Source organism: Alphaproteobacteria bacterium GM7ARS4 (assembly GCA_014332745.1).
GTDB lineage: Bacteria > Pseudomonadota > Alphaproteobacteria > GM7ARS4 > GM7ARS4 > GM7ARS4.
The window spans coordinates 61,763-86,702 of sequence record JACONL010000006.1 but is presented as its reverse complement, the minus strand read 5'-3'; the positions used below and the strand labels follow the sequence as shown (position 1 = coordinate 86,702).

Annotated in this window: 22 protein-coding genes, 1 pseudogene and 1 CRISPR repeat array; of the genes and pseudogenes, 14 read left to right on the top strand and 9 right to left on the bottom strand. The window is 52.3% G+C overall.

What is annotated here, in order from left to right; translation table 11 throughout:
* Positions 1 to 104: 104 nt before the first annotated feature.
* The 8 genes from GDA54_05235 to GDA54_05200 all read right to left on the bottom strand — a co-directional run bounded on the left by GDA54_05235 (position 105) and on the right by GDA54_05200 (position 10,519).
* The gene (locus GDA54_05235) at positions 105 to 404 is read right to left on the bottom strand and encodes a hypothetical protein (protein MBC6497706.1); all 300 of its coding nucleotides are present in this window, start codon (positions 402 to 404) and stop codon (positions 105 to 107) included.
* A 70-nt stretch (positions 405 to 474) separates the two neighbouring features.
* Positions 475 to 708: direct repeats of the CRISPR family, unit length 36 nt; unit sequence GTCATAGCTTCCATTCCCACACGGCTGTGCTATACT.
* A 46-nt stretch (positions 709 to 754) separates the two neighbouring features.
* Entirely contained in the window at positions 755 to 1,096 is a 342-nt protein-coding gene (cas2, locus tag GDA54_05230; protein MBC6497705.1) for a CRISPR-associated endonuclease Cas2, read from the bottom strand.
* Between the two features lie 91 nt (positions 1,097 to 1,187).
* Complete coding sequence (cas1, locus tag GDA54_05225; GenBank protein ID MBC6497704.1) at positions 1,188 to 2,105, bottom strand: type II CRISPR-associated endonuclease Cas1; 918 nt, start codon at positions 2,103 to 2,105, stop codon at positions 1,188 to 1,190.
* A complete protein-coding gene (gene cas9 / locus GDA54_05220; GenBank protein ID MBC6497703.1) occupies positions 2,102 to 5,536 on the bottom strand; it encodes a type II CRISPR RNA-guided endonuclease Cas9 in 3,435 nt (1,144 codons plus the stop codon). The genes cas1 and cas9 overlap by 4 nt, the downstream gene beginning before the upstream one ends.
* A gap of 164 nt (positions 5,537 to 5,700) precedes the next feature.
* On the bottom strand, positions 5,701 to 6,210 hold the full coding sequence (gene lspA, locus GDA54_05215; protein MBC6497702.1) for a signal peptidase II: 510 nt from the start codon (positions 6,208 to 6,210) through the stop codon (positions 5,701 to 5,703).
* Complete coding sequence (locus GDA54_05210) at positions 6,207 to 9,068, bottom strand: isoleucine--tRNA ligase (protein ID MBC6497701.1); 2,862 nt, start codon at positions 9,066 to 9,068, stop codon at positions 6,207 to 6,209. Before GDA54_05210 ends, lspA begins: the two co-directional genes overlap by 4 nt.
* A 12-nt stretch (positions 9,069 to 9,080) precedes the next feature.
* Entirely contained in the window at positions 9,081 to 10,073 is a 993-nt protein-coding gene (gene ribF, locus GDA54_05205; GenBank protein ID MBC6497700.1) for a riboflavin biosynthesis protein RibF, read from the bottom strand.
* Between the two features lie 23 nt (positions 10,074 to 10,096).
* Positions 10,097 to 10,519 carry a MaoC family dehydratase gene (locus GDA54_05200; GenBank protein ID MBC6497699.1) on the bottom strand — a complete coding sequence of 141 codons (423 nt, stop codon included), beginning with the start codon at positions 10,517 to 10,519 and terminating at the stop codon, positions 10,097 to 10,099.
* Between the two features lie 142 nt (positions 10,520 to 10,661).
* Here GDA54_05200 and rpiB point away from each other — a divergent pair, with 142 nt between their 5' ends.
* The 12 genes and pseudogenes from rpiB to GDA54_05140 all read left to right on the top strand — a co-directional run bounded on the left by rpiB (position 10,662) and on the right by GDA54_05140 (position 21,915).
* The gene (gene rpiB, locus GDA54_05195; GenBank protein MBC6497698.1) at positions 10,662 to 11,129 is read left to right on the top strand and encodes a ribose 5-phosphate isomerase B; all 468 of its coding nucleotides are present in this window, start codon (positions 10,662 to 10,664) and stop codon (positions 11,127 to 11,129) included.
* Positions 11,130 to 11,151: 22 nt separating this feature from the next.
* The gene (locus tag GDA54_05190) at positions 11,152 to 12,450 is read left to right on the top strand and encodes a serine hydroxymethyltransferase (protein ID MBC6497697.1); all 1,299 of its coding nucleotides are present in this window, start codon (positions 11,152 to 11,154) and stop codon (positions 12,448 to 12,450) included.
* A gap of 8 nt (positions 12,451 to 12,458) precedes the next feature.
* A pseudogene (nrdR, locus tag GDA54_05185) lies at positions 12,459 to 12,919 on the top strand (transcriptional repressor NrdR).
* Positions 12,900 to 14,012 (top strand): bifunctional diaminohydroxyphosphoribosylaminopyrimidine deaminase/5-amino-6-(5-phosphoribosylamino)uracil reductase RibD, encoded by a 1,113-nt coding sequence (ribD, locus tag GDA54_05180; protein ID MBC6497696.1) that lies wholly within the window; start codon positions 12,900 to 12,902, stop codon positions 14,010 to 14,012. Before nrdR ends, ribD begins: the two are co-directional and overlap by 20 nt.
* 22 nt (positions 14,013 to 14,034) lie before the next feature.
* Positions 14,035 to 14,628 carry a riboflavin synthase gene (locus tag GDA54_05175; protein ID MBC6497695.1) on the top strand — a complete coding sequence of 198 codons (594 nt, stop codon included), beginning with the start codon at positions 14,035 to 14,037 and terminating at the stop codon, positions 14,626 to 14,628.
* Positions 14,628 to 15,770: a 3,4-dihydroxy-2-butanone-4-phosphate synthase gene (gene ribB / locus GDA54_05170; protein MBC6497694.1), complete on the top strand. Its 1,143-nt coding sequence runs from the start codon at positions 14,628 to 14,630 to the stop codon at positions 15,768 to 15,770. Before GDA54_05175 ends, ribB begins: the two co-directional genes overlap by 1 nt.
* The gene (locus tag GDA54_05165) at positions 15,748 to 16,233 is read left to right on the top strand and encodes a 6,7-dimethyl-8-ribityllumazine synthase (GenBank protein ID MBC6497693.1); all 486 of its coding nucleotides are present in this window, start codon (positions 15,748 to 15,750) and stop codon (positions 16,231 to 16,233) included. Before ribB ends, GDA54_05165 begins: the two co-directional genes overlap by 23 nt.
* 6 nt (positions 16,234 to 16,239) lie before the next feature.
* Positions 16,240 to 16,713 (top strand): hypothetical protein, encoded by a 474-nt coding sequence (locus GDA54_05160; protein MBC6497692.1) that lies wholly within the window; start codon positions 16,240 to 16,242, stop codon positions 16,711 to 16,713.
* Positions 16,710 to 17,687: a thiamine-phosphate kinase gene (gene thiL, locus GDA54_05155; protein ID MBC6497691.1), complete on the top strand. Its 978-nt coding sequence runs from the start codon at positions 16,710 to 16,712 to the stop codon at positions 17,685 to 17,687. Before GDA54_05160 ends, thiL begins: the two co-directional genes overlap by 4 nt.
* 136 nt (positions 17,688 to 17,823) lie before the next feature.
* A complete protein-coding gene (locus tag GDA54_05150; protein MBC6497690.1) occupies positions 17,824 to 19,923 on the top strand; it encodes a sodium-translocating pyrophosphatase in 2,100 nt (699 codons plus the stop codon).
* 58 nt (positions 19,924 to 19,981) lie between these two features.
* Entirely contained in the window at positions 19,982 to 20,779 is a 798-nt protein-coding gene (gene surE / locus GDA54_05145) for a 5'/3'-nucleotidase SurE (GenBank protein ID MBC6497689.1), read from the top strand.
* Positions 20,780 to 20,871: 92 nt separating this feature from the next.
* Positions 20,872 to 21,915, top strand: a complete 1,044-nt coding sequence (locus tag GDA54_05140) for a M23 family metallopeptidase (protein ID MBC6497688.1) — start codon at positions 20,872 to 20,874, stop codon at positions 21,913 to 21,915.
* 20 nt (positions 21,916 to 21,935) lie between these two features.
* Here the strand turns inward: GDA54_05140 and GDA54_05135 are convergent, their stop codons facing one another.
* Positions 21,936 to 22,793, bottom strand: a complete 858-nt coding sequence (locus tag GDA54_05135; protein ID MBC6497687.1) for an ATP-binding protein — start codon at positions 22,791 to 22,793, stop codon at positions 21,936 to 21,938.
* A 197-nt stretch (positions 22,794 to 22,990) separates the two neighbouring features.
* On the opposite strand from GDA54_05135, the gene yajC reads away from it, so the two are divergent.
* The gene (gene yajC, locus GDA54_05130; GenBank protein MBC6497686.1) at positions 22,991 to 23,323 is read left to right on the top strand and encodes a preprotein translocase subunit YajC; all 333 of its coding nucleotides are present in this window, start codon (positions 22,991 to 22,993) and stop codon (positions 23,321 to 23,323) included.
* Between the two features lie 7 nt (positions 23,324 to 23,330).
* On the top strand, positions 23,331 to 24,917 hold the full coding sequence (secD, locus tag GDA54_05125) for a protein translocase subunit SecD (protein ID MBC6497685.1): 1,587 nt from the start codon (positions 23,331 to 23,333) through the stop codon (positions 24,915 to 24,917).
* Positions 24,918 to 24,940: the final 23 nt, after the last annotated feature.

Sequence of the window (24,940 nt, the reverse complement as noted above, 5' to 3'; positions counted from 1 at the left end):
GGAAAAGACGATAAAAGCCCATAAGGGCGCGCGTGGATGTGCAAGATGTGAGTCTTGTAAGGCAACCAGAGGGTTTTTTTGTGTGACGTTTGTGTGTCGCCATGTCATTGTTGGGAGCGTTGTTCGTCTTGTCGCTTCTTTTTGATGTCCTGTATTTTGCGCGTTTGATATTTTTCATAAGCCTCGATTTGTTCTTGTGATGGTGGATTACCGCTTCTAGGCGCTTTGAGGGTGTATTCTGGGGGTATCGTGAGGGGAGGGACGCGTTTAATGGTGTTTTCGATTTCTGGCTTATCGAGTCCGACAGCTTGACGCATATCTTTACCACATCCCTGGACGATGAAGGCGGTGCAGATGATGGCGATCAAGGTATATGGGTGAGGGTAGTATGCGTGTTTGGTCATCGGTCTATGGGTCTTCATGGGTGGTTGTCATGTTCTGTGTATATCATATGCATTTTTTACGTGAATGCAAGTCATAGCTTCCATTCCCACACGGCTGTGCTATACTCATCGTTATATGCTTACTATCGGGGGCTTGGTCATAGCTTCCATTCCCACACGGCTGTGCTATACTATGACGGCAACACACAGAAGCGGTACACTTGTCATAGCTTCCATTCCCACACGGCTGTGCTATACTCTTAGTATGCTTATAGCGCTCGTAGCCCGCGTCATAGCTTCCATTCCCACACGGCTGTGCTATACTAGAGGGTGGTAAGGGGTTGATAGCACAGGGAAAATGGGGACATTGCTCAAAATAAAACGAGTTGATGTCCCCTTTTCTCATGGCGTTCCTGTCTTTTTTCTCGCGTTGTTCCCAACAGAATCTGCATGCGTCCATATTGGCGGTCTGTGATGTGAAGGAGGCGCACCGACCCTTTGGGCGGCACATGGGCTTTGAGACGCTCGATGTGCTTCTGGCTTCGCTCCAATCCGTTACATATCCGCACATAGTTCGACCACTGTAGCATCATATAACCATCACGCAAGAGAAATTGGCGGAATTGTGTCGCATGCTTACGCTCTTGCTTTGTTTTCACAGGCAAGTCGAACATGACCAATAACCACATGAATTGATCTCCGCGAATGCTCATCGTCCGTCACGTCATATCATGGCACATATGACGACATAAATACACCATACACGGAAATATAGGGGGGTGTGGCATACGTCATCCCTCTTGTTCATAAGGCGAAGGCGGGCATGTGGAGGGCATCAGCAGTCTTGAGGCGACTCGCCTTTTGCAAACTTTCCACCATACGCTCGATGGTCTCTGCCAAAGAATAGAGCTGTCCCGCCAACAGATATTGTTGTGTGGTGATGGAGAGGGCGGCATGCCTATCCTCACGGCTGAGGGTCTCAGGCACATGTCCATGCCATGTGTCAACCTTATGGTGGTAGGCAAGGATGTCACAGAAGGGACGCAGCACTTCCAACATATCATCGGCAAGATTAAAGGCATTCAATTTATTGCGATGATGTAAGCCAAAGGCGGGCAGAAAGCCATGGGCTACCAATGCGCGCGCCACCAACGCCCGCATAATAGCATAGGCGTAATTCAATAATCCGTTCAAACTGCACGTGCCGTGACGGCGAAAGCCATCGGGAAACAATACTCGCCAATAGAGGCGCGCTGCTTGTGCTTCATGGTTTTCCTTGTCCCCTGACAGCACATGGGACACCATCCTTTTTAAACGTTCATGGTCTTTGATGCCCAAACGTTGCAGGACATGGCTTTGGTTCGTGATTTTGGCGCGGATAATGGTCTGCCAACAGCGTTTGCGAAAGGCTGCTGACCATGCATGTTGTTGCCACGCCATGGCGGCTTGGCGGGAATGCTGGTGGAAGGGGAGCAACATGCCATTCGGCATATGGGTGGGGTCGCTTGTTACAACCACTGCCCCCATTCGCGCCATGTCCCCTAACATAGCGGATGACATGGTGACTTGGGGCGTGTCTAAAACAACGGCGAGGATGTCCTCCATAGGCACATGGTGGATGTCCTCCTCCTCCCCTTCCGTGTTTTTGAGGGCGATACGCAATTGGCGATGGTTGACGGACAGATATGCCCGCTGACTAAGGCTGACGACGCGCCACGTCACGCTAAGTCACGAGGCTTCTTCCCCTCTCTCTCCTTCTCCTCTACCATGTTACCAAAGTAATCCACATGGAATTTTTGTATCCGCAGCAGGGTTTTGACACCAACCCTATAAACAGTTTGGTCATCGCCCTTTGTTGTCGTCTGTGTGCTCGCCTTGGGGTCAAGAAGGGCGATAACTCCCGTAGCTCTATCTGTGCCGCAATAGTAGCCCTGCACGACCTCCCCTGTTTTCTTGGTGATGCGGACGAAATCTCTGGAATGGAGGGAGAAAAGGAATGTGTGTTTTTGGGGGTCGATGCTGTCCCAATCTTTTTCCTCTTTACCGTTGATAATGAGTTTTGTGGGGAGCTGTCCTTGCGTGACGTCCCACAGATAGACGGGACAGAGGCGATAGCCTTCGTCCTTGCCATGATACACATCGACTCGCACCATCGCCCCATGTTGAGCGGCCCCTTCTTTGATGTTGTCTCCTTTACCTCGCCGTACGGGAATCCACGTCTTTTCATCGGTACGTAGGCGTACGGAACGGATGATGGGCCCTTGACTGCCATTCTTCTTCTGTAGGTAGAGGGGATTTTTGGGGTCGCCGAAAGCCTTTTTGAGGTCAACCTTTTTCGTTGTAGGGTCTCTATGAGCCTCCAAGCGTTCCTTCAGCAGTTCGTAGAGCCATGCGTTATGTCCCTTCACCTTATCACCTTCCATACGCACCCCAACGATATGCTTGAGGCTTTTCTCCGTCAATTTATGGAGAGGGCGTCTCTCTACCGTATAGGTGGTGCCGCTCTCCTTGTCGTGGCGTATGGATTTTATGGTTTCCTCATGGATTTCGCCTGTATATTTGCGTTCTGGGCGATGATGGACCAACATTTTTTCACGTTGTGCCTTCGTATCCTCACGGAAACGAGGCCACGGGGGATGCGCGAAACGTAACGGGTCGTCTTTTCTTGCGCGGCGCTTCCATTCTGCTACTCTTTGCACCATAGATTGGGTGGAGGCGGCGACAACAAGGGCATCTATGGCGTGATGGCGGTTGTCATCCCGTTGTTTCTTGTCTGTTTGTTTGTCCTTTTTATCAAAATTGAGCCCCCATCTTTGACGCAATAAGGATGTGTGGTAACCCTTCCTCACCTGCACCCTGTCTTTATTGCCTTCTCGTCTGGGGAGATAGTCCCGAAGATGTTGAGACAGAACGCGCGCCATATAGCGGGTGTTATTGAGGGAACGCTCTAGCCAGCCATCCCTATCCACGTGCTTTGTCAGCAATTTTTTCTTCTTATGTATTGACATCAGGCCTGCTTTCACACATCTCGACACGAGGTGGGTAAATTTTTGCCATTCTTCGCTGTCGTCTTCCCCGCCAAGCCATTCATAGGGTGTCCTGTTACCCTTGTCTTGATTTGCTTTGGTAAAGCACAGCACCTTATTCGAATGGCTGTTATCGAAGGACTGACTGAGAGGAAGGGCATGGTCTATCTCGGTTCTCCCTTCATTCTTGAGGTCTTCTCCGCTGATCGTGTCCCCTGAATAAAGGCAACGGCGTTGCTGTTCGTCCCATAGTCGATATTTGTAAATACGTGGGTCGTTCTCATGTAAAGGGCCGAAGATTTCCTCTGCTTTTTCCCTGGCTTGTTTGTTACGCGCTTCGTTTTTTCTGTTTTGTATCTCGATCTCACGGCGTTCTTTGGCGCTATGGATGTCCCGCGCTAGCTCGATATGGATTCTGTCGATATTGCTGATCTTGTTGTCGCAATAGCACCGCACGATGGCATGGATGACTTTGCGTGTTTCCGCCAATGCTCTGTCCACCACGGGATTGCGGGTGGGGTCAAAGGGCGGTATGCGCTTGCCATCATCGGTCTTGTCGCGCTTCTTGTGGGCTTCTGTCATGCCTGCTTCCTCGCATGCCTCTTTGTATGTCAGTCCCTCCCTCAGACGGGGGATGAGTTCACGGCATGCCTTGCCTGAGAGATTGATGGTGCCCGTGAAATCATCAATCTCTTCACCGAGAGCTTGCACAAGGCTGGATTGGTCTGCAAGACATGGCTGTTTTTTGAGTTTGTCTTCTCTTTTCGCTTCATCTTTTTCGAAGGCGAGGATGCTGGCGATGGTATCCAACGCTTGCGGGTCTTCTTCGTGCACCTTGTGCCATAATGAGGGCGCATGCGTCTCGAAGAGGGCGCGCATCGTGACCGTTCCCTTCAGAGACACAAGGGGCTTTTCCTCAAGACGTTTGACGGTCGTTTGAAAGTCTTCGACGCCTTCCACCTCCTCTTGTCCTTTTTTCTCGTCCTTCTTTTTGCGCTTGGGTTTCTGCCTGTAGTTCAAGAGGTTGAATTGGTCATTTTCCTCCATATCGAGTATTCTGCGCGCTTGGGCGTATGTGACAATGCCACTCTTCGAGGTGATGGCTTTTTCATAGAGGGCAAGACGTTCATCGAGGGTGATGTCTCTCTCGCCACCATCATCTTGGCGTATCTTATGATTGTTCATGGACGACCATGCCACGAATTCCTCGGCGGAGGGCGCATGTTTTGCGGCGCGCTTTTCCTTTGGGTAAAACACACATGGCCCGACCATCTTGCTAACGCCTTTGATGGGGCGTTGCTCCCATATGAGCGCATGGACTTTCCTATAGAGGTCATCCGTGAGGGCATGGTTGTTGAATGTTTCTTTTTGCGCCGTCCATATTTTCTTGAGCTCCACCAAAATCATTTTTTCGCGTAAGGGCGTATGGTGGTAATTGCCTGTCGTGTTGCGTATTCTCTCTCCACCTTTTTTCTCCCCTTCCTCCATTTTGCGCGCAATATATTGCCCATAGGTGATGCCGTGCTTTTCGAGCTCCTTGAACAATGCTGCTGTTGCTTCCAGCATCTTATGACGCTCTTCGTCATCTTCGCTTTTCCCTTCCTTGCTCTTCTTTTTGCTCTCTTCTTTGAGGGCTTTCTCTTCTTCACTGGCTTTAGCGGTGGAGCGGAAGCCTCGATATTTACAGAGATGGCCTAAGACGGTGGCAAGCTCGCCTTTCTCGAGAGGTTGGCTCAGCCCTTTCACCCGTAATGCCCACGGGTTTATCTTTGACCTCTCTGGCTCTGTGATCTTGTCGTCATACATGCCTAAATCAGTCCAGCCATGCTCTTGTAGGAGGCGGCGTAACTGCTCTATCCGTTGGCTGCGCCGAGAGAGGCGGCGGCGTGTGATACGCGCCAGCCGCCGTGGGGCAGCGAGCGACTCTCCCGTTTTCGGTTGTTCTGCCTTGGAAAAGATATGGGAATTGCAACAGAGAATTGCGCCTGTCTCTCCTCCCTTTTCCTCCATCTCGATGAGGGCAAAGCCTATAGAGGCAATGCCGATGTCTAACCCTAGAATGCGTAACATGGGTCTATCTGCCTTGAAATAATCCTTGACGTTCTGTTGGATTGTTACTATACTCATACCTTAGCTTCCGTGTGGGAACAACCAATAATTGCAAAATTATGTTGAATGGTTGCTATGATAAGTGAGGCATGAGCATCCCTTCGGGGCCTCCGTACGGCGCTCCATCCGACATTGCTCTGGTCCCTGGAGTCTATGCGCGCCGCCCCTTCGGGCGGCGCGCATTAGTGTTTGGTGTGACGCATACGTATGTCGTGGATGACGAACAGGAGCGCGCCGCATGTGATAGCGGTGTCGGCAATGTTAAAGGCTGGCCAGTGATACCCTCCCCATAAGGTGACATCGATGAAGTCAACGACAGCGCCATAGAGGAATCTATCCATGCCGTTGCCAAACGCGCCGCCAGCGATCATGGCGAGGGCATAGACGAAGGGTTTGTGCCGTTGCATGGCTGCCCACAGGATGAGTCCCAAGGCTGCCCCCCACGCAAAAGCGCCCAACGCCCACGGGGGAATCGCCCATTGTGCCAGCATGCCAAAACTCACACCCCGATTTAAGACGAAGACAAAGTCGACATGGGGAAAGACGTCTATCGCCATGAAGGGACGGGGAAGGAATGTCTCGAGAATAAGGACTTTGCTGATATAGTCTGCCACCACGACTCCCCCCGCTATGCCTAGTGCTATCACGCCATGAATCGCGCCATAGCGTCTGTGTGTCAGAGGGGTCATCATGGCATGGCACGCTTTTGGGCTTGTGATGTGAAGAAGGGTCGATTTTTTTCCTCTGCCAGCACACAGCGTGGGCATAGGCCGTGGGGGAGGGTGTTGCCCTTATCGACTGTGATATATTGCCAACAACGAGGGCATTTGACGCCACGATGGCGGCGTACGACGACAGAGACGCCTGCGACATCCTCCATGCGATACCCATCCTTCTGCTCGTGGGTGAGCGTGAGGCAACAGGATGAGACGATGGCGATTTCCGCCCAATCAACAGCCTGTAGGGTTTTGAGGCTCTCTACATCGGCAAAATCCTTGTCGAGAAAAACCGACACGTCTGCCTCTAGACTCGAGCCTAAAAGGTTGGATTCACGGGCTCGTTCTAGGGCATGGGTGATGACGCGCCGTATGGTGCGTATATGCTTCCATGTTGTTTCTAGTGTCGTGTCATGCCATGCGGGGTCGGCATGGGGCATGATGTTGTTGTGCGCATGATCATAGGGTTTTCCCTGTTGCTGACAGTAAGCTTCCCATGCTTCATCGCATGTGAAACAGAGGACGGGTGAGAGCCAGCGTTGCAAACAGAGGAAGAGGATGTCCAGCGTTTGCAAGGCCGCATGGCGCTTCGGTGAGTCCCACGGGTCGCAATAGAGGCAATCCTTGCGTATGTCAAAATAGAAGGCCGATATATCGGTCGTACAGAAATGGTGCAATTGGGTATAAAAGGAGGCAAGGCGATAGCGAGAGCACAGCTCTTTATGGAGAGCCTCTAGATGGGCCAATTGATGGAGGATGAAACGCTCGATGGCCGGTAATGTTGTCCATGGTTGTTTATTGATGGTGTGGTGTCCTAGAGTGCCAAGAATAAAGCGAAAACAATGGCGTAGGCGACGATAGTTGTCCACGTGGCTTTGGATGATGGACTCGCCTATACGTAGGTCTGTGCTCGAATCGGACATGGCAACCCATAGCCTCAACACATCAGCGCCAAAACGGTCTATAATCTTTTGTGGCGAGAGGGCATCACCAGCGGATTTTGACATTTTATACCCTTTTTGGTCGAGGACAAAGCCGTGGGTGAGGACATTTTTATAGGGCGCTTTGCCTCTTGTCCCGCACCCTTCCAAGAGGGATGATTGAAACCACCCGCGATGTTGGTCTGACCCCTCTAGATACAAATCCGCCGGCCATTGGTGGGTATGGGGGGTGAGGGCATAGGCATGGGTTGCCCCTGAGTCGAACCATACGTCGAGGATGTCGTTTTCATAGTCGTATTCTTGTGGGTCATAGTCTGGCGCTATAAATCGGCGTGGGTCGCCATCAAACCAGCAATCAGCACCGTCTTTTTCCATCGCCTTTAAGATACGCTCTGTAACGTGGGCGTCGCACAAGAGATCCCCCGTGTCCTTATGGGTAAAGAGGCATAGAGGAACACCCCAAAGACGTTGGCGTGAGACACACCAATCAGGGCGTTGGGAGACCATAGAGAGGATACGCGCTTGACCAGTAGGGGGATACCATGTGATGTCCTCCTTAATGGCGCGGATGGCTTTTTCTCGCAACCCGTGATGTTCCATGTTGATGAACCATTGGGGCGTGACGCGAAAAATAAGAGGCTTCCCCGACCGCCAAGAGTGGGGATAGCTGTGGCGGAGCGTGCCTTGTATCAAGAGCGCGTGATGTTCACGGAGCGACTCCATGATAGGCTTGTCCGCCTTGAAGACATGCTGTCCCGCAAAGAGCGGAATGGAAGGAGCATATGTGCCATCACGGAGAACCGTCTCAGGCGCTTCTATCCCGTGCTGTGTACTGAGCTGAAAGTCGTCATCGCCATGACTCGGGGCGATATGGACAAGCCCCGTTCCTGTCTCTGTATCCACAAAATTGGCGGCAAGCATAGGCACGGGAAAGGGATAACCACATGAGGCTAAGGGATGATGGGCGATGGCGCCACGCAAGGCTTCTCCCTTGATGGTGAGGAGGACGTGGTAATCGGTGATATGGGCATGCTGGGTGATGGCGCTGATACGCCTTTGGGCGAGGAGGAGGCGCTCCCCCGGCGAGGCGAGGCTGTTCTCGCCAACCTTATCGACTTCTATCACGCTGTAATCGATGGTATCGCCATAGGCAATGGCGCGGTTTGCTGGCAGAGTCCAAGGCGTTGTCGTCCAGATGATGGCGGACGTACCCATCAGGGCGTTGAAGGGCGCATGGTGAATGGGAAAGCGCACCGTCGCTGTGGTGGAGCGATGTTCCTTATAGTCTATTTCCGCATCAGAAAGAGCCGTTTGCTCTACCACCGACCACATGACAGGGCGTGTCCCTCGATAGACATAGCCATTGAGGACAAAGGACGCGAATTCACGGGCAATAGCAGCCTCATTTTTTGGCGACATAGTGTGATAGGCGTGAGCCCAATCGCCTTGGACACCAAGACGCTGAAATTCTTCTTTTTGGATGTCTATCCACTTTTGGGCATAGGCACGGCAGTGTCGTCGAAATGTCAATATGTCGAGCGCGCTTTTATCAATCCCTTGTTTTTTCAGCTCTTCTTCTACTTTCCACTCGATGGGCAACCCGTGGCAATCCCACCCCGGGACAAAATGGGTAAAAAATCCATCCTGTTGTTTTTGTCGGTTGACGATGTCTTTCAGAATCTTATTGAGCGCATGCCCCATATGGAGATGTCCGTTGGCATAGGGTGGCCCATCATGGAGGGTAAAACGCTGTGCTGTGGGTGAGGGGGAACGTGTCACAGGACTCTTCTGCCAACGTTTGAGCCTGTGCGGTTCTGTTTTCGGCAATTGAGCCTTCATGGGGAAGGATGTGCGCGGCAGAAAAAGGTGGAACGAGTGTTTTTGTGCCATCATACCGTAGGTGTGTCAGAGAGACTCGGCATGATGATACCAGAAAAGGCGTGCTTGTTCACAATCCTTTTGTAAGCGCTGTTGCAACGCATGAGGCGATGGAAAGGCGCGCTCTTGGCGTAAGAAAGAGATAAAGGACGTATACATGATATGTCCGTAAAGGGGAGGAAGTGATGCCGCCACGGTGTCATCAAGGATATGCGTTTCTAGGAGAGGCATGGTCCCTTGGAACGTCGGGCGCATGCCGATATTGGCGATGGCAGGCAACCATCCTTCTGGTTGGAGAGAGGGAACGCGCGTCTTGACGATATAGACCCCGTAGGGGGGTTGAAGACTATGGCGAGGCGGACGCATATTCGCTGTGGGAAAGCCAATCTTACGGCCTCTTTGTGCTCCCCGTATCACATGGCCACGCCATGTCCATGGGCGGTGGAGAAAGGGAGTCGCCCGTTCGACATCCCCTGCCGCAATCCATGCGCGTAAGAGGGAGGAGGAGACGCGCGTCTCGTCATCAGACATGGTGACGATATCGATGGCATGATAGGAAAACGCATGGCACGCAGCGAGCATATGGCGGTCGCCAAGACGTTGCTTGCCAAATCGAAAGTCTCTTCCTGTGAAGACATGGGTTGTGCGTAATGCATGACAGAGAATCGATTGGATGAAGTCTTGTGCGCGCATGGACGCTAAACGATGGGTAAAACGCAAGGCAATGACGGCTTTGAGGGCAAGACCACAGGTGGCGTTGAATTGCTGTAGGCACGCTATCTTCGCTGTCAGGGGCATGAGGCGGAAAGAGGGTTCTGTTTTGTTGAATAATTGGCGCGGATGGGGTTCAAATGTCAGCATGATGAGCGGACATGACGTGGCGCGCGCTAAAGCACTGGCTTTGTGTAAGAGGGCTTGATGTCCTCGATGCATGCCATCAAAATTGCCCATGACGACAACCCCCCCTTTGAGAGTCGGGGGGAGCGTGTCAATATCTCTCACAAGAGTCAATGAGGACATGACATATATATATGTGTGTTATACTACGGGATATAGATGACGGCAGTGCCATCGAGGACGACATGGTTCTCGACCGAGCATTGGGTATGGAGACGGAGAAGGCGTTTTTTCTCGTCGATATGGGTGATCGTCACGAGGCTCTTCACCGTGTCACCGATACGCACGGGGGCTTTGAAAGAGAGACTTTGACTGACATAGACACATCCCGCCCCCGGTAAGTCATTGCCGATAACAGCAGAGATAAAGGACGCTGTGAGCATGCCGTGGGCGATAATGCCCTTGAAGCGTGTCTTTTTTGCAAAATCCTCATGGGTATGGAGAGGGTTATGGTCGCCACTGACGCGGGCAAATTGCTCTATATGCTGTCGCTCGACGGTATTGTCGCGTGATGCCGTTTGTCCGATAGTGAATTGGGGGAAAAGGTCTCGGTCTTGTGCCATCGTCATCCTGTCAAGGTTTACCTCTTTTTTACGCAAGGGACATGGTTTATTCTAGTGTTTTACACGTCTTATGCCATATATAGACTCAAGATAGGCCATATATATGTCTTGACGGCAAAGATGGTGAGATGAAAGGGTGAAACCGATGATGGGTGATACAGGGATACAAGGGGGTGCCATTGTGGCGGTGGGATGTGACCATGCGGGCTATCCGTTAAAGTCGGCATTATGGCCTATGCTCTCGGGTGGAGGGTATCATGTGGTGGATATGGGGGTCGAGTCGCCTCATCGTTCCAGCAACTATGCGCATTATGCTCACAAAGTGGCGTCTCATGTTGCTCTTGGCAAGGCATGGCGGGGTGTTCTCCTCTGTGGCAGTGGTATCGGCATGTGCATGACAGCGAATCGCTATAAAGGTGTGCGTGCTGTGTGTTGTCATGCTATGATGGACGCGCGTTTGGCGCGACAACATAACGATGCCAATATCATCACGCTGGGGGCGCGTCTGGTTGGTGTTGATGTGGCAAAGGCGTGCTTACACGAATTTCTCACCCAAGCCTTTGAGGGCGGGCGTCATTGTGAACGTATCGACTCCATCGACTCGCTACGCATGTAACATTTTATGATAGGAGAGACGCATGACACAGACTTTTTTTCAGCAACGGTTAAAGGACTCTGATGCTCCTGTGTTCGGGGCCATCAGTAAAGAGCATAGGCGTCAGAGTGAACAGATAGAACTGATTGCGTCTGAGAACATTGTATCGCAGGCTGTGATGGATGCCCAGGGGACGTTACTCACGAACAAATATGCGGAAGGGTATTCGGGGAGGCGTTATTATGGTGGCTGTGAGCATGTAGACGAGCTCGAGACGATGGCTATCGAGCGTGTCTGTCAGCTGTTTGGCTGTCGCTATGCCAATGTGCAACCCCATTCGGGCTCGCAGGCAAATCAAGCGGTGTTTTTGGCGTTGATTCGTCCAGGCGATGTCATTATGGGGATGTCATTGGCGGCGGGGGGGCACTTGACCCATGGCGCACCGCCTAATGCGTCTGGAAAATGGTTCAAGGCCGTTTCCTATGGCGTCGATGAGAAGACTCACCTTATCGATTATGATGCGATAGAGGCTCTTGCCAAGGAGCACAAACCCGCGTTGCTTATTGCTGGCGGCTCAGCCTATTCGCGTCCCATTGATTTCGAGCGTTTTCGTGCCATTGCCGATACTGTTGGCGCTTATCTTCTGGTGGACATGGCACATTTTGCTGGACTTGTCGCATGTGGCTTACATCCCGACCCTTTACCCCATGCCCATGTGGTCACTTCCACGACTCACAAGACATTGCGTGGGCCAAGAGGAGGCATTATTCTCACCAATCACGAAGACATTGCTAAAAAGATTAATTCCGCTGTCTTTCCGGGACTACAGGGAGGTCCGTTGATGCACGTCATTGCGGCAAAAGCTGTTGCCTTTGGTGAGGCATTAGGGGAGTCATACAAGGCCTATATGAAGGACGTTGTAGAGAACGCGCGCACCCTCGCATCGGTGATGGAGGAGAGGGGCGTGCATATTATCACAGGAGGAACGGACACGCACCTCATGCTCGTTGATTTACGTCCGAAAAAGCTGACGGGAAACGTGGTGGAGGCGAGTCTAGAACGGGCGGGCATGACGTGTAATAAGAATGGCGTGCCTTTTGACCCTGAAAAGCCTTTTGTCACATCGGGTATCCGTTTAGGCACGCCGGCTGCCACCAGTCGAGGTTTTGACGGCGAGGCATTCCGTCTGGTGGGTGCGATGATAGGCGATGTGCTTGATAGTTTGGTGCGTTCTTCGTCTCCTGATGCTCATGCCGCCGTCGAAAAAGAGACTCTCCAACGTGTCAAAGACCTCTGTGCCCGCTACCCCATTTACCCGCCCATTTACCCGCATGTCTTGTAGGATGACTGATGCGTTGTCCCTTTTGCTCTTTTGAGGGTACCCGTGTCAAGGATTCACGTACCAGCGAGCAAGGGCATGTCATACGGAGACGCCGTTATTGTCCGGCAGCTTTACGACCTTCGAGCGTGTCCAGCTACGTCCTCTACAGATAGAGAAGAGAGACGGGACACGCCAAGAGTTTGATAGAGAGAAACTTTATCGTTCCATCGCCATCGCATGCCGTAAGCGCCCCATTGACGAAGAACAGCTAGAGGACATGGTGAGCACTATCCAAAGGCAATTGGAACGTTTAGGCGATAATCCCGTACCGAGCAAGGTGATAGGTGGGTATGTCATGGACATGTTGCGGTCATTGGACCATGTTGCCTATGTGCGTTTTGCCTCTGTCTACTTAGATTTCACAGCCATCAGTGATTTTCGCAAGACCGTCATGGATTTAGAGAAAAAGCGTGAACGAGACTCTTCCTAAAGATAGACAGATGATGGCAGCGGCGCTCCATGTGGCATGGTGTCACACGGGTCGTTGCTGGCCTAATCCATGTGTGGGGGCGGTTCTTGTGGATAAGGGCGGGACGTGCATTGCCGTTGATGTCACCGCCCTTGGCGGGCGTCCCCATGCGGAGGCGCGTCTTTTGCGCCATGCGGGGAAACGGGCGGAAGGTGGCACACTCTATGTGACCCTCGAGCCATGTTGTCATGAGGGGGAGACGCCGCCTTGCACCGATATGATTATACGCGCATGTGTCAGGCGTGTTGTCGTGGCGATGGAGGATTGTGATGAGCGTATGCGGGGGGCGTCTATCGCTCTGTTACGGGATGCGGGCATCCATGTGACGTGTGGTGTCATGGAAGAGGAGGCACAACGCCTCTATCGTGGCTATGTGATGAGGAATCGTCATGGGCGTCCCTATGTGACCGCAAAATTGGCTTTGTCTCGTGATGGCATGACTGCCCGCAAGCGAGGGGAGAGGACACTTATCAGCAATCGTGAGGCGTTGCGTTATGGGCATATGTTACGTCTGACGTGTGATGCCGTGTTGGTGGGGGCGAACACATGGCGTGTCGATAGGCCGCGTCTCGATTGTCGTTTAGAAGGTGTCAGTCATGGCGAACGCTGTCATCTTGCGCGTGTCATCCTTGATAGGCGGTTGACGCTCTCACAGGATTCAGCGCTTGTGCGCCATGCCCATGAGACGCCCCTATGGATTATGGCGGAAGAACGCGCCATCAAGGAAAAGGGGCATGCGTGGAAAGATAAGGGGTGTGTTCTTATGGCTCTTCCCTATGATGTTGCGCCTCCCCATCATGTGGCGGTTCAAGATATTCTGTCCACTTTGGCAGAAAGAGGGGTGACACACTTATTGTTGGAGGGAGGCGGTATGCTCTTCTCTTCTTTTGTGCGGTGTGGTTATGTGGATGACATCATTCTCTTTCGTGGCGACCATATGCTGGGGGAGGAGGGATATGCGGGGTGGGGCGGTGAGGCAATGTTACGGGAGTATGTTTTATCACGCTCTGTGACCCTTGGCGCTCACAGCATGGAGTGCTATCATCGTGTTTAGTGGTATCATTAGGGATATTGGTATGGTGTCCTCGCGCTCTTATGGGAGGGGCGCATGCATGGACATCACCGTGACGTGCCGTCTTCCCTTAGGCGATTTGGCATCGGGGGCATCGGTTGCATGCCATGGCATTTGTATGACGGTGGTAGAGAGTGGGGAGAAGGGAGGGGCATCGTGGTTTCGTGTTATGGCGTCACCAGAGACTTTGTCTAAAAGTCGTGTCGAGTCTTGGCAGGAAGGACATAGGATTCATGTAGAACCTTCTTTGCGTATGGGTGACCCCATAGGGGGGCATATCACCTATGGGCATGTGGATGGTGTGGGCATGATTCGCTCTGTGGATAAGCAGTCGGCGTGTTTGCGTATTGTTGTTGCGCTAGATGGTTCTTTGATGCCGTTGATGGTGGCGAGAGGCTCTGTGGCGGTTGATGGTGTGTCATTGACGGTGGTGGAGGTTCATAAAGAGGAGAAGAGTATTGCTCTCATGGTGATACCGCACACGTTACAGCAGACGACATTGGCAAGATTACATGCGGGCGACAAGGTGCATATCGAGGCAGATATGATGGCGCGTTATCTTGTGAATGCTCTTGGGGAGATACGGGGATGCGTGTGATGGCACAAGATGTCTCTTCCCTTCCCGTAGCGCCCATTGAGGAGATCATCCGTGCGTTACAAGGGGGGCATATGGTCATTGTGACGGATGACGAACATAGGGAGAATGAAGGGGATTTGCTGATGCCGGGGCAGAAGGCTGATGCCGACGCCATCAATTTCATGGCGCGTTATGGGCGAGGGCTCATATGTTTGGCGCTTGAGAAGAAGCGCGTCGATGCGTTGGGATTGCCTTTGATGTCCGCTGTGAATCGCTCTCGTCATCAGACAGCCTTCACCGTGTCTATTGAGGCAAAGGAGGGTATCACGACAGGGATTTCCGCTGCCGATAGGGCAAGGACGATCGCTGTTGCCATCGACTCCCTTAAGGGCAAGGATGACATTGTCAGTCCGGGGCATGTCTTTCCTCTTGTGGCGCGTGAAGGAGGCGTCCTTGTCAGGGCGGGACACACGGAAGCCGCCGTCGACCTTGCGCGCATAGCGGGTTTTTCTCCTTGTGGCGTGATTTGTGAGATCATGAACGATGATGGCACGATGGCAAAGGGAAAGGATTTAGCCCTTTTTGCTCGTCGCCATGATTTACGTATCACGACCATAGCCCGATTGATTGCATGGCGTTTGCGTTTTGAGACATTGGTGACATCCATCCATCGGGAGACATTTCGCACCCGCTCTGGTTCTTCATGGACGTTGCATGTCTATATGGGTGGCTATGGGGAGAAGAGCGAGCATATGGCGTTGGTGAAAGATGACAACCGTCTCGGAAAGGAGGGATTGCCTGTGCGTGTGCATCGCTATCGGGGGCTCTATGACCTCCTCGATTGTTTGCGTGGGGATAACGACTATGTGCTGTCCCAAGCGATGCATGTCATCGAAAAACAAGGATGTGGCGTCATCGTCTTAATAGGAGGCGCGCCAAGACAGGGAGGGTGGGCGCATGACATGTCAACGCAAAGACATGTCGAAAAGGAGATCGATGTGCGCGAATATGGTATTGGCGCTCAAATCTTGTGTGATTTGGGCGTCAAAGATATGACGCTCCTGTCCAATAGGAAACCCATTCTCCATGCCCTAGAGGGCTATGGATTGCGTATTCGTCATTACCAGCCTCTCTCCCGCCATGGTGAGACAAGGGGAGCATAACGCCTATAACGTCATGTCGAAAAAACACGTACCAGAGAAAAAAGTCGCCATCATCAAGGCATGTTTTTACCAAGACATTGTCGATGGGTTAGAGGCACAAGCGATGTCTGTGTTGCGAGACGATATGTCGGTGGTTGTTGAGAGAATCGATGTCGTGGGCGCGTTTGAACTTCCGTCGGCTTTGCATATTGTCTCTACCAGCGGGGAGGGAGGAAAAAGCCCCTATGCTGGCTATCTTCTCTTGGGGTGTATTATTCGCGGGGAAACAGACCATGACCGCTATGTCTGTGAGTCCTGTTTTCGTGGTCTGATGGATGTTATCCTACGTGGGCGTCTTGCCGTTGGCATGGGCATTTTGACTCTTCGCTCGAGGGAACAAGCACAGGCGCGTCTTGTCTGTGGGGCGCGCGCTGGACGCGCATGTCTACAGATGATGGCATTGCAAGACACATATCGGGGGTGATGTGCCATGCTGTCTCGACAACATCAGCACGCGATAGAGGCGCGTCAATATGCTCTCCAAGCGCTATACCATATCTTGGTCGGGGACAATGATGACGCCATGGCGGACGCCATATGGATAGAGCGATTCAAGGAAGATTTCATGGAGGACGCCCATGACGAGACATGTCGTTTTTTTACGACATTGTGTCAGGGTGTTATGACGTGCTATGGACAGATGCTGGCGTCTTGGCAAACGTTCATGCATCCTCGCCGTCCTTGGCGCACTCTTCCTGTGGTGATACGAGCCGTGCTGTTGTTGTCTATGTGGGAGTGGTGTTATGCCTATGAAGGGGGGACGAGGCCTACGAGGCCTATGAATGAAAGAGAGTTCATACGCGCCTATTTATATCTTGCCGATGGTTTTTGTCATGGCAAGGATGTATCCTTTATCAACGCTCTGTTGCATAAGATTGTTCATGGGGAGGGTATATCGGTATGAAGGGACAGGAATTTTCCTATATTGAGCGTTATTTTCGCCCTCTGATTACAGGTGACATGTATGGGGGGCGTGATGATGCGGCGATGGTGTCTGGGCTATCGGGGACGATGGCTGTGGCGACGGATAGTATCATCGAGGGCGTGCATTTTTCTTCTTCCTTGTCAGCAGAGGGAATCGCGCGCAAGGCGTTGCGTGTTAATTTATCGGACATGGCGGCGATGGGTGTCATGGCACAGCATTATCTTGTGGCGTTGATGGTGCCACAAGGGACGCCTGAGTCGTGGTTTCGTGATTTTGCCGAAGGGCTTGCCACAGACCAAAAGCTCTATGGCGTATCGCTCTTGGGGGGCGATATGGCGGGGGGAAGTTCGAAAATTCATGTCGCCATGACCATGTTCGGTATGGCGCAAGCGGGCGTTTTGTCGAGGAGCAACGCACAACGAGGCGATGACGTTTATGTGAGCGGGACATTGGGGGATGCCGCCTTAGGGTTGAGGATAGATGACAAGGATGTCGTGTCGTGTCTTTCTAAAGAGGATAAGCATATGCTTGCCATGCGTCTCCATAGGCCATCGCCACGGATGGCGCTGGGGCAGATGTTGGTGGGTGTTGCCCATAGTTGCATCGATATATCCGATGGCCTTGTGGCAGACCTCACACATATATGTGAAGAATCGCAGCTGGGCATGGTCATCAGTCGTGACTCTGTGCCTCTTTCTTCTCCTGTGAGAAAGGCGCTCGAAGAGGATGAAAGTCTGTATCATTTGGCATTATGTGGTGGCGATGACTATGAGCTTGCGTTCACAGCGCCAGCCCATCAGCGAGAGACAATCATGGGGTGGGCGCTCGAGGCGGGCGCGCACGACATCACCCATATCGGGTATGTCGAAGCGAGAACAGAACATTGCGTTCGTGTGGTGGATAGTGATGGTCACCCTTACCCATGTTCTTATCATGGGTATCGACATTTTTAACATTGTTCCTGACACCATTGTCCCTTATAATGCCTCGATATGTGGGTATGGGCAGGGATATGGACTATTTATTGACAAGAGGTCTCCGTTGATAGAGGCTCATTGGTAAGAGGTATATGTGCGCATGGATGATGGTATGATATTTTTTATTCTCGTGATAGGCTGTTCGTTGCTTGCCATTTTGTATGGCGTGCTCGCTGGACGTTCTATTCTTTCCAGTGATACGGGCAACGCATCGATGCGAGAGATTGCTGGCGCTATTCAAGAGGGGGCGAAGGCCTATCTCAACCGTCAGTATGGCACGATCGCTCTTGTGGGGATTGTTCTTGGCGTTGTTTTGGGAGTCTTTTTAGGGGTATACGCCGCCATTGGCTATTTCTTAGGCGCTCTCTTGTCGGGCGCTGCGGGGTATATTGGCATGAATGTCTCTGTGCGCTCCAATGTTCGTACGGCCCATGCGGCCACCAAGGATCTCGATTCGGCATTACAAATTTCTTTTCGTTCTGGTGCTGTGACTGGCTTATTGGTTGTGGGACTGGCCCTGTTGGGGATTGTGGGCTATTACATGTATTTGCGAGAGCTCTTTGGCATAGGTGATGGTCAGCAATTGCGCCATGTCTTAGAGCCTCTCATTGCGTTAGGATTTGGTGCGTCCTTGATATCGATTTTTGCTCGTTTGGGGGGAGGTATTTTCACGAAGGGCGCTGATGTGGGGGCTGATTTGGTGGGCAAGATAGAGGCTGGGATTCCCGAAGATGACCCGCGCAATCCTGCTGTCATTGCCGACAATGTGGGCGACAATGTGGGTGATTGTGCGGGCATGGCCGCTGACCTGTTTGAGACCTATGTGGTGACGATTGTTGCTACGATGTTGCTTGGCGCTATTTTATTCACGGTGGAGGCGACACGTGACCTCATGATGCTTTACCCGCTCATTATTAGTGCGGTTTGTATTGTGGCATCTGTGCTGGGGACGTTTTTTGTGCGTTTATCGGCGGGGCAGTCCATCATGGTGGCGTTGTATAAAGGCTTTATAGCGACCGCCCTTATCGCCATTGCGTTGATTGGCGTTGCCACGTGGCATGTCGTTGGTTTTGAGACGGCTTATACGACCAGTGGGGGTATGGCTGTGGACGGATGGGCGATGTTCTTATGTGCTGTGTGTGGCTTGGTGGTGACGGGTTTGATTGTGTGGGTGACAGACTATTATACGGGGCTATCCCATCGTCCCGTGCGTTCCATTGCGCGCTCGTCTTTGACGGGGCATGCGACGAACATTATTCAAGGGCTTGCTCTGTCTATGGAGGCGTGCGCGCTTCCCGTTCTCATTATTTGTGGTGGCATTCTCGTCTCCTATAATGTGGCGGGGCTTTATGGTATTGCTTTGGCGGCGACGTCGATGTTGGCATTGGCGGGGATGGTTGTTGCCCTTGACGCCTATGGTCCTGTGACCGACAATGCGGGGGGTATCGCTGAAATGTCTTCTTTGCCTGAGCATGTGAGGCAGAGGACAGATGCGCTGGATGCTGTGGGGAACACAACGAAGGCTGTGACGAAAGGCTATGCTATTGGTTCTGCTGGGCTTGCTGCCCTTGTTCTGTTTGCGGCCTATACAAACGATATCGCCTATTATCTCAATATCGATGTCTCCTTCGAATTAATCAATCCCTATGTTGTCACTGGTTTATTTGTGGGTGGATTGCTTCCCTACCTGTTTTCCTCCATGAGCATGCAGGCGGTGGGGCGGTCGGCATCGGCCATTGTTGTCGAGGTGAGACGCCAATTTAAGGAGATTAAAGGGCTTATGCAAGGCAAGGCAAAGCCTGAATATGGGCGCGCTGTCGACTTGCTGACGAAAGCGGCGATACGTGAGATGATTCTCCCGTCTCTTCTTCCTGTTCTTGCGCCTGTTGCTGTCTATATCCTTGTCTCGACCACTGTCGGTGAGGAGGAAGCGCTCACGGCCATTGGGGCGTTGCTTCTAGGGTCGATCGTCACAGGTCTTTTTCTCGCCATTTCCATGACGTCTGGTGGCGGGGCGTGGGACAACGCCAAAAAACTCATAGAAGATGGCGCTCACGGAGGCAAAGGGTCGGATGCTCATAAGGCGTCTATCACAGGGGATACGGTAGGAGATCCGTACAAGGATACGGCTGGACCTGCCATCAATCCTATGATTAAGATTCTCAACATTGTTGCTTTGCTCTTGCTGGCGTTTTTAGGGCATGGAGGCTGACGTGCCTTCGACAGCATGGACAAGAGAGCGCGCTCTTTAGAGGCACAGCGGGGTTGTCGTGCCACTCTCCTACCCTCCATTAGAAAAGGCGCGGATACTTGTCTGTAACGATGATGGTGTTTATGCGCCGGGTTTGCGTATCTTGAAAGAGACGATGACATCCCTCTGTGCGGAGCTCTGGGTCGTTGCGCCAGAGCGGGAGCATAGTGGGGCGGGACATTCCTTGACGTTACATCGCCCTTTGCGCTTTCGTCAATTGGAGTCGCACATCTTTGGCGTGGATGGCACGCCTACGGATAGCGTTCTCTTGGCCGTCAAACATATTATGAAGGATAAACCGCCTCACCTTGTGTTGTCGGGTTTTAATGCTGGCGGCAATCTTGGTGAGGACATCACCTACTCGGGGACGGTGGCCGCCGCTATGGAGGCAACCTTGCTTGGGATACCCGCTATGGCGCTGAGCCAGATTCACAATTATGAAACGGGAGCAGAAGATTGGCGTATGGCGGCGGCTTATACGCCTTCCATCGTCCGTCATTTGCATGGACGTCCTTGGGATGACGGGGTCTTTTTTAATATCAATTTCCCCCATTGCCCACAAAAGCATGGGGCGAGCGTGGAAATAACCCGACAGGGACGTCATTGTGGAGGTGGGACGCTGTTAGAGAATGTGGACCCTCGCGGCAGAACATATTTCTGGATAGGCAGTGTGGGAAGTCATGTCAAACCAGAAAGCGGCACAGACCTCGATGCCATCTCGCGCAACGCCATCTCTGTGACGCCTTTACATTTGGATTTAACCCACCATGCCTCCCTTGACATGTTTTCTCTTCCGCACGATATGCGTGTTACGTGACCATGTACAAGGTGATGTCATTGTTGCTATGCGCCCTTTGGCGCTCATGGGCGCGTGTTCTGTGGACATGGTCATGGGTGAGAGGGACAGGGATGATGTGGATACGACCTTGTGATGTATCAAGGGGGGTGTATCGTTTCCTATTGATGTGTTTATTCCTCTTGGCGGGTTGTGAAAAGGCGATCTATGGCGAGGGCGCTTATTTAGAGGAACTTTCTTATGAGGAGGTGGGGGGTATCTTTGGGCGCGAGGACGATGGAGGGGGATATGCCATCGAGGCGGAGGCAGAGGAGGATTATGTCGTGGGCGAAGAGTCTCCTCAGCCCCCACATCGTCCCACCCCACCCCCGCACAGAACCCATATTCGCGTGGAAAAGGGTGATACCCTGTATGCTTTGGCGCGTCGCCATGGCATGAACGTAGAGGATTTGGCAGCGCTCAACGATTTGTCGCCTCCCTATGTCATTAGAGCTGGGCAGAGCTTGCGTGTGACGAAGACGCCTACACAACCACCTGTCCATAAAGTATTGAAGGGCGAGACAGCGTATGCCATCGCCAAACGTTATGGTGTGACGATCGCTGATTTGATCGCCGCCAATGATTTACCCGATGCGTCTCAATTGGCGGTGGGGCAGTCTCTTCATATTGGCAAAGAGAAAGCGCATGGCAGGACACGAGGCGATGGCGTGTCCGACAGCGCCTCTCAAAGACAAAGCGCGCCTAAGCGCCATGCCGTTCCACCCAATCTCCCAAAGAATCGTCATTTTCTCTGGCCTGTTCAGGGAAGGGTGCTGGGTGACTATGGCCACAGCAAGGATGGCTATCACAATGATGGCATCAATGTTCAAGCACAAGCGGGCACGCCAGTCCGTGCCACTGAAGATGGCGTTGTTGTCTATCGAGGTGATGATGTGAAGGGTTTTGGCAATCTTGTTCTTGTGAGTCATGGGTTGGGATGGACGTCGGCTTATGCGCATCTTGATGCCATTCGTGTCAAGAGAGGGCAAGCTGTCAAGCGAGGAAGTGTCTTAGGGATGGTGGGCATGAGCGGCCATGTGCGTGAAGCGCAACTTCACTTCGAGCTCCGTCACCATAGGAAGCCTGTCAAGCCACAGCTCTATCTTGAGAAACCATAAAGTGCCATTGTGAGCCTGTCTTAGGGGTGATGGCGACTTTTCCATGCGGTCATGAATTGGCTGACAATGCGTCCAGAGCGTCCGCCTCGCTGGCGCGCCCACATATCGGCTTCTTGATAGAAGAGGCGCTTATCGATGGTAAGATGTTCCGCATGGTAATAGGAGTCGAGCATGGCATGCCATTGTTTGGTTGTGCATGGATGAAATCCCAGCCATAGCCCAAAGCGGTCAGAGAGGGCAATTTTGTCGTCAGCGGCGTCATGTTCATGGAGGGTTGCTTGCGCTTCGTTTTCTTCCATCCGACGCGCCGTCAGGTGTCGTCTATTGGAGGTGGCATAGATAAGGACGTTCGGGGGGATGCTGTTGATACTTCCCTCGAGCATGGCTTTAAGGGCGTGATATGCCTTATGGTCTATGCTGTTGGACGGGTCAAAGGCAAGGTCGTCACAGAAGAGCACAAAGCGGTGCGGTGACAGCACGAGCTGTTCTAAGAGGGGCGTCAGCGTTGGCATATCACTTTGCTGGACATCGATGAGTTGGATGGCGGCGGGGGACAGAGTCTCGTTGATATGATGGATGACAGATTTAACGAGGGAACTTTTTCCCATCCCTTTTGCGCCCCATAGCAAGGCGTGATTCGCGCCCATGCCTTGTGCAAAGGCTGTCGTATTAGCGAGCAGTTGCTCTCTTTGTTTGTCTATGCCTTGCAAGAGGGATAGGGGGAGTGGCACATAGTGATAAGGAAGGCGAAATCCACCTTGATAGGGACGCCACAAATAGGCGTGGGACGCCTTAAAATCAGGCATGGAGATGGTCAAGGGAGGCGACATGCGCTCCAATGCGCGGGCAATACGTGCCATAGCGGGTGAGTCGGACATGGGCGGTATCACAGCAAGGGTCTGCATGTCAGAATGATGGGAAGTTTAGAACGCTAAGATATTTTTGCAATCATTTTCCATTGACGCAAGGGCTCTACGGGGTATCTGTTGATTTAGTTGTCATGGGAGGGGAATGGATGTATAGTGCGTGTCACGTGAGGGGTGCTTTAGGATTTGTCCCGCGGGAGGTGTATATCATGTTTGCCCATGCCAATGAACAGGGGGGTGGTCGCGGTGGAGAACCTAGCGCTCTTGGTTTGCTTCTTCCTTTTATCCTCATTTTTGCCGTTTTCTACTTCTTGGTGATACGTCCACAGCATACAAAGATGCGTCGCCATGCTGAGCTGATAGGGAGTCTCAAACGTGGTGACACGGTCGTCACATCGGGCGGTATCATTGGCGAGGTCTCGAAGTTGGTGGGCGATGACGAGGTTGTGATCGTCATCGATAAGGAGAATAATGTGCGGGTGCGCGCTGTGAAGGCGACCATTGCCGATATTCGCAACAAGGAGTCTACATCGTCCGTGTGATGTCTGCATGAATCGTCCTTCTCTTCTCAAGACATTGGCAACGGCGTTGGTGATTCTGTTGGGTGGCTTGTTTGCTCTTCCCAACATGCTCGATGACGAAGCGCTACGTGATGTGCCGTCCTTTCTTCCTAAACAGAGGGTTAATTTAGGCCTTGATTTACAAGGGGGCGCGCATTTGCTGTTACAAGTGGGCGTCGATGACGTCATCAAAGAGCGTTTAGAGTCTCTCTTAGACGATGTGCGCCGCACCTTGCGTCAGGGGGAGACAAAGGTAGGCTATAGGGGGTTGGTGCGTTCATCGGACCATGTGGGATTCACATTGACAGACCCTGCTTCCTTCGAGGATGCGCGCGCCTTGATTCTCGAGCGTGATATTGCTGGTGAATATGACATCGTTCGAGGCGAGGCTGATGGGGCTGTGAGAATATCATTCACGCCTGTCGCCAAGCGTGACATTCTCGTCCATACCATCGAGCAATCCATCGAGGTTGTGCGCTCTCGTATTGATGCCCTTGGCACGAGTGAGCCTATCATTCAAAGTGAAGGGGCAGAGCGCATCCTTGTCCAATTGCCGGGGGGCGACCCCGACAGGGTGAAGGCTCTTTTAGGACAGACGGCAAAATTGTCGTTTCGTATGCTGGATGAGAGTGTTCCTGTGATTTCGGTGCAACAGGGGCGAGTCCAATCAGGCTCTGAGGTCGTGCCAGCCTATCGCGCCACCTCAGCAGAACCCTATTATTTGGTGAGGCGTAAAGTCGATGTGAGTGGTGAGCGTCTCAAAAATGCCACAGCGACTTTCGATGCGTTGCAGGGGGGATATGTTGTGTCCTTAGCGTTCGATAATGTGGGGACGCGTCAATTTGCAAAAATCACAAAAGACAATGTGGGGAAGCGATTCGCTGTTGTTCTCGATGGTCGTGTCATTACCGCACCTGTCATTAACGAACCCATTCCGGGGGGAACAGCCATTATCAGTGGTTCTTTTTCGCCAGAGGAAGCGAATAACCTTGCGCTTCTCTTGCGGGCTGGCGCTCTGCCGGCGCCGCTGACGGTCATCGAGGAACGGTCAGTGGGACCAAGCCTTGGCGCTGATTCCATCGAGGCGGGTAAAATAGCCTCCGTCATTGGTTTGCTCCTCGTCATTGCCTTTATGATTCTTGTGTATGGCGTCTTTGGTTTGTTTGCCGTTACATCGTTGCTGACAAATTTGCTCCTTATTTTTGGCGCGTTGTCCTTCCTACAAGCCACCCTCACGCTGCCGGGGATCGCTGGTATCGTGTTGACCATTGGTATGGCGGTGGATGCCAATGTCCTTATTTTCGAGCGCATTCGTGAGGAAATGCGTGGGGAAAGAACACCCATCAATGCTGTGTCTCGGGGATATGAACGCGCTTTACGCACGATCATCGATGCCAATTTGACGACACTTTTTGCCGCTCTCTTCCTCTATATTTTTGGCTCGGGACCTATAAGAGGTTTTGCTGTGACGCTCTCCCTTGGTATTCTCACCTCCATGTTCACCGCCATTACATTGACGCGCTTCATCATGACGACATGGCTGTATCGTTCTAAGGCGAGAGTTCTTCCTTTATGAATGTCCCCGTATCACGTCATATG

Bases quoted from the DNA above. Each gene is read 5' to 3' on its own strand.
- GDA54_05235 (MBC6497706.1), bottom strand. From the start codon at position 404: ATGACCAAACACGCATACTACCCTCACCCATATACCTTGATCGCCATC.
- cas2 (MBC6497705.1), bottom strand. From the start codon at position 1,096: ATGAGCATTCGCGGAGATCAATTCATGTGGTTATTGGTCATGTTCGAC.
- cas9 (MBC6497703.1), bottom strand. From the start codon at position 5,536: ATGAGTATAGTAACAATCCAACAGAACGTCAAGGATTATTTCAAGGCA.
- lspA (MBC6497702.1), bottom strand. From the start codon at position 6,210: ATGATGACCCCTCTGACACACAGACGCTATGGCGCGATTCATGGCGTG.
- GDA54_05210 (MBC6497701.1), bottom strand. From the start codon at position 9,068: ATGATGGCACAAAAACACTCGTTCCACCTTTTTCTGCCGCGCACATCC.
- ribF (MBC6497700.1), bottom strand. From the start codon at position 10,073: ATGTCCTCATTGACTCTTGTGAGAGATATTGACACGCTCCCCCCGACT.
- GDA54_05200 (MBC6497699.1), bottom strand. From the start codon at position 10,519: ATGACGATGGCACAAGACCGAGACCTTTTCCCCCAATTCACTATCGGA.
- rpiB (MBC6497698.1), top strand. From the start codon at position 10,662: ATGGGTGATACAGGGATACAAGGGGGTGCCATTGTGGCGGTGGGATGT.
- GDA54_05190 (MBC6497697.1), top strand. From the start codon at position 11,152: ATGACACAGACTTTTTTTCAGCAACGGTTAAAGGACTCTGATGCTCCT.
- GDA54_05175 (MBC6497695.1), top strand. From the start codon at position 14,035: ATGGTGTCCTCGCGCTCTTATGGGAGGGGCGCATGCATGGACATCACC.
- ribB (MBC6497694.1), top strand. From the start codon at position 14,628: ATGGCACAAGATGTCTCTTCCCTTCCCGTAGCGCCCATTGAGGAGATC.
- GDA54_05165 (MBC6497693.1), top strand. From the start codon at position 15,748: ATGGTGAGACAAGGGGAGCATAACGCCTATAACGTCATGTCGAAAAAA.
- GDA54_05160 (MBC6497692.1), top strand. From the start codon at position 16,240: ATGCTGTCTCGACAACATCAGCACGCGATAGAGGCGCGTCAATATGCT.
- thiL (MBC6497691.1), top strand. From the start codon at position 16,710: ATGAAGGGACAGGAATTTTCCTATATTGAGCGTTATTTTCGCCCTCTG.
- GDA54_05150 (MBC6497690.1), top strand. From the start codon at position 17,824: ATGATATTTTTTATTCTCGTGATAGGCTGTTCGTTGCTTGCCATTTTG.
- GDA54_05140 (MBC6497688.1), top strand. From the start codon at position 20,872: ATGATGTGGATACGACCTTGTGATGTATCAAGGGGGGTGTATCGTTTC.
- GDA54_05135 (MBC6497687.1), bottom strand. From the start codon at position 22,793: ATGTCCGACTCACCCGCTATGGCACGTATTGCCCGCGCATTGGAGCGC.
- yajC (MBC6497686.1), top strand. From the start codon at position 22,991: ATGTTTGCCCATGCCAATGAACAGGGGGGTGGTCGCGGTGGAGAACCT.
- secD (MBC6497685.1), top strand. From the start codon at position 23,331: ATGAATCGTCCTTCTCTTCTCAAGACATTGGCAACGGCGTTGGTGATT.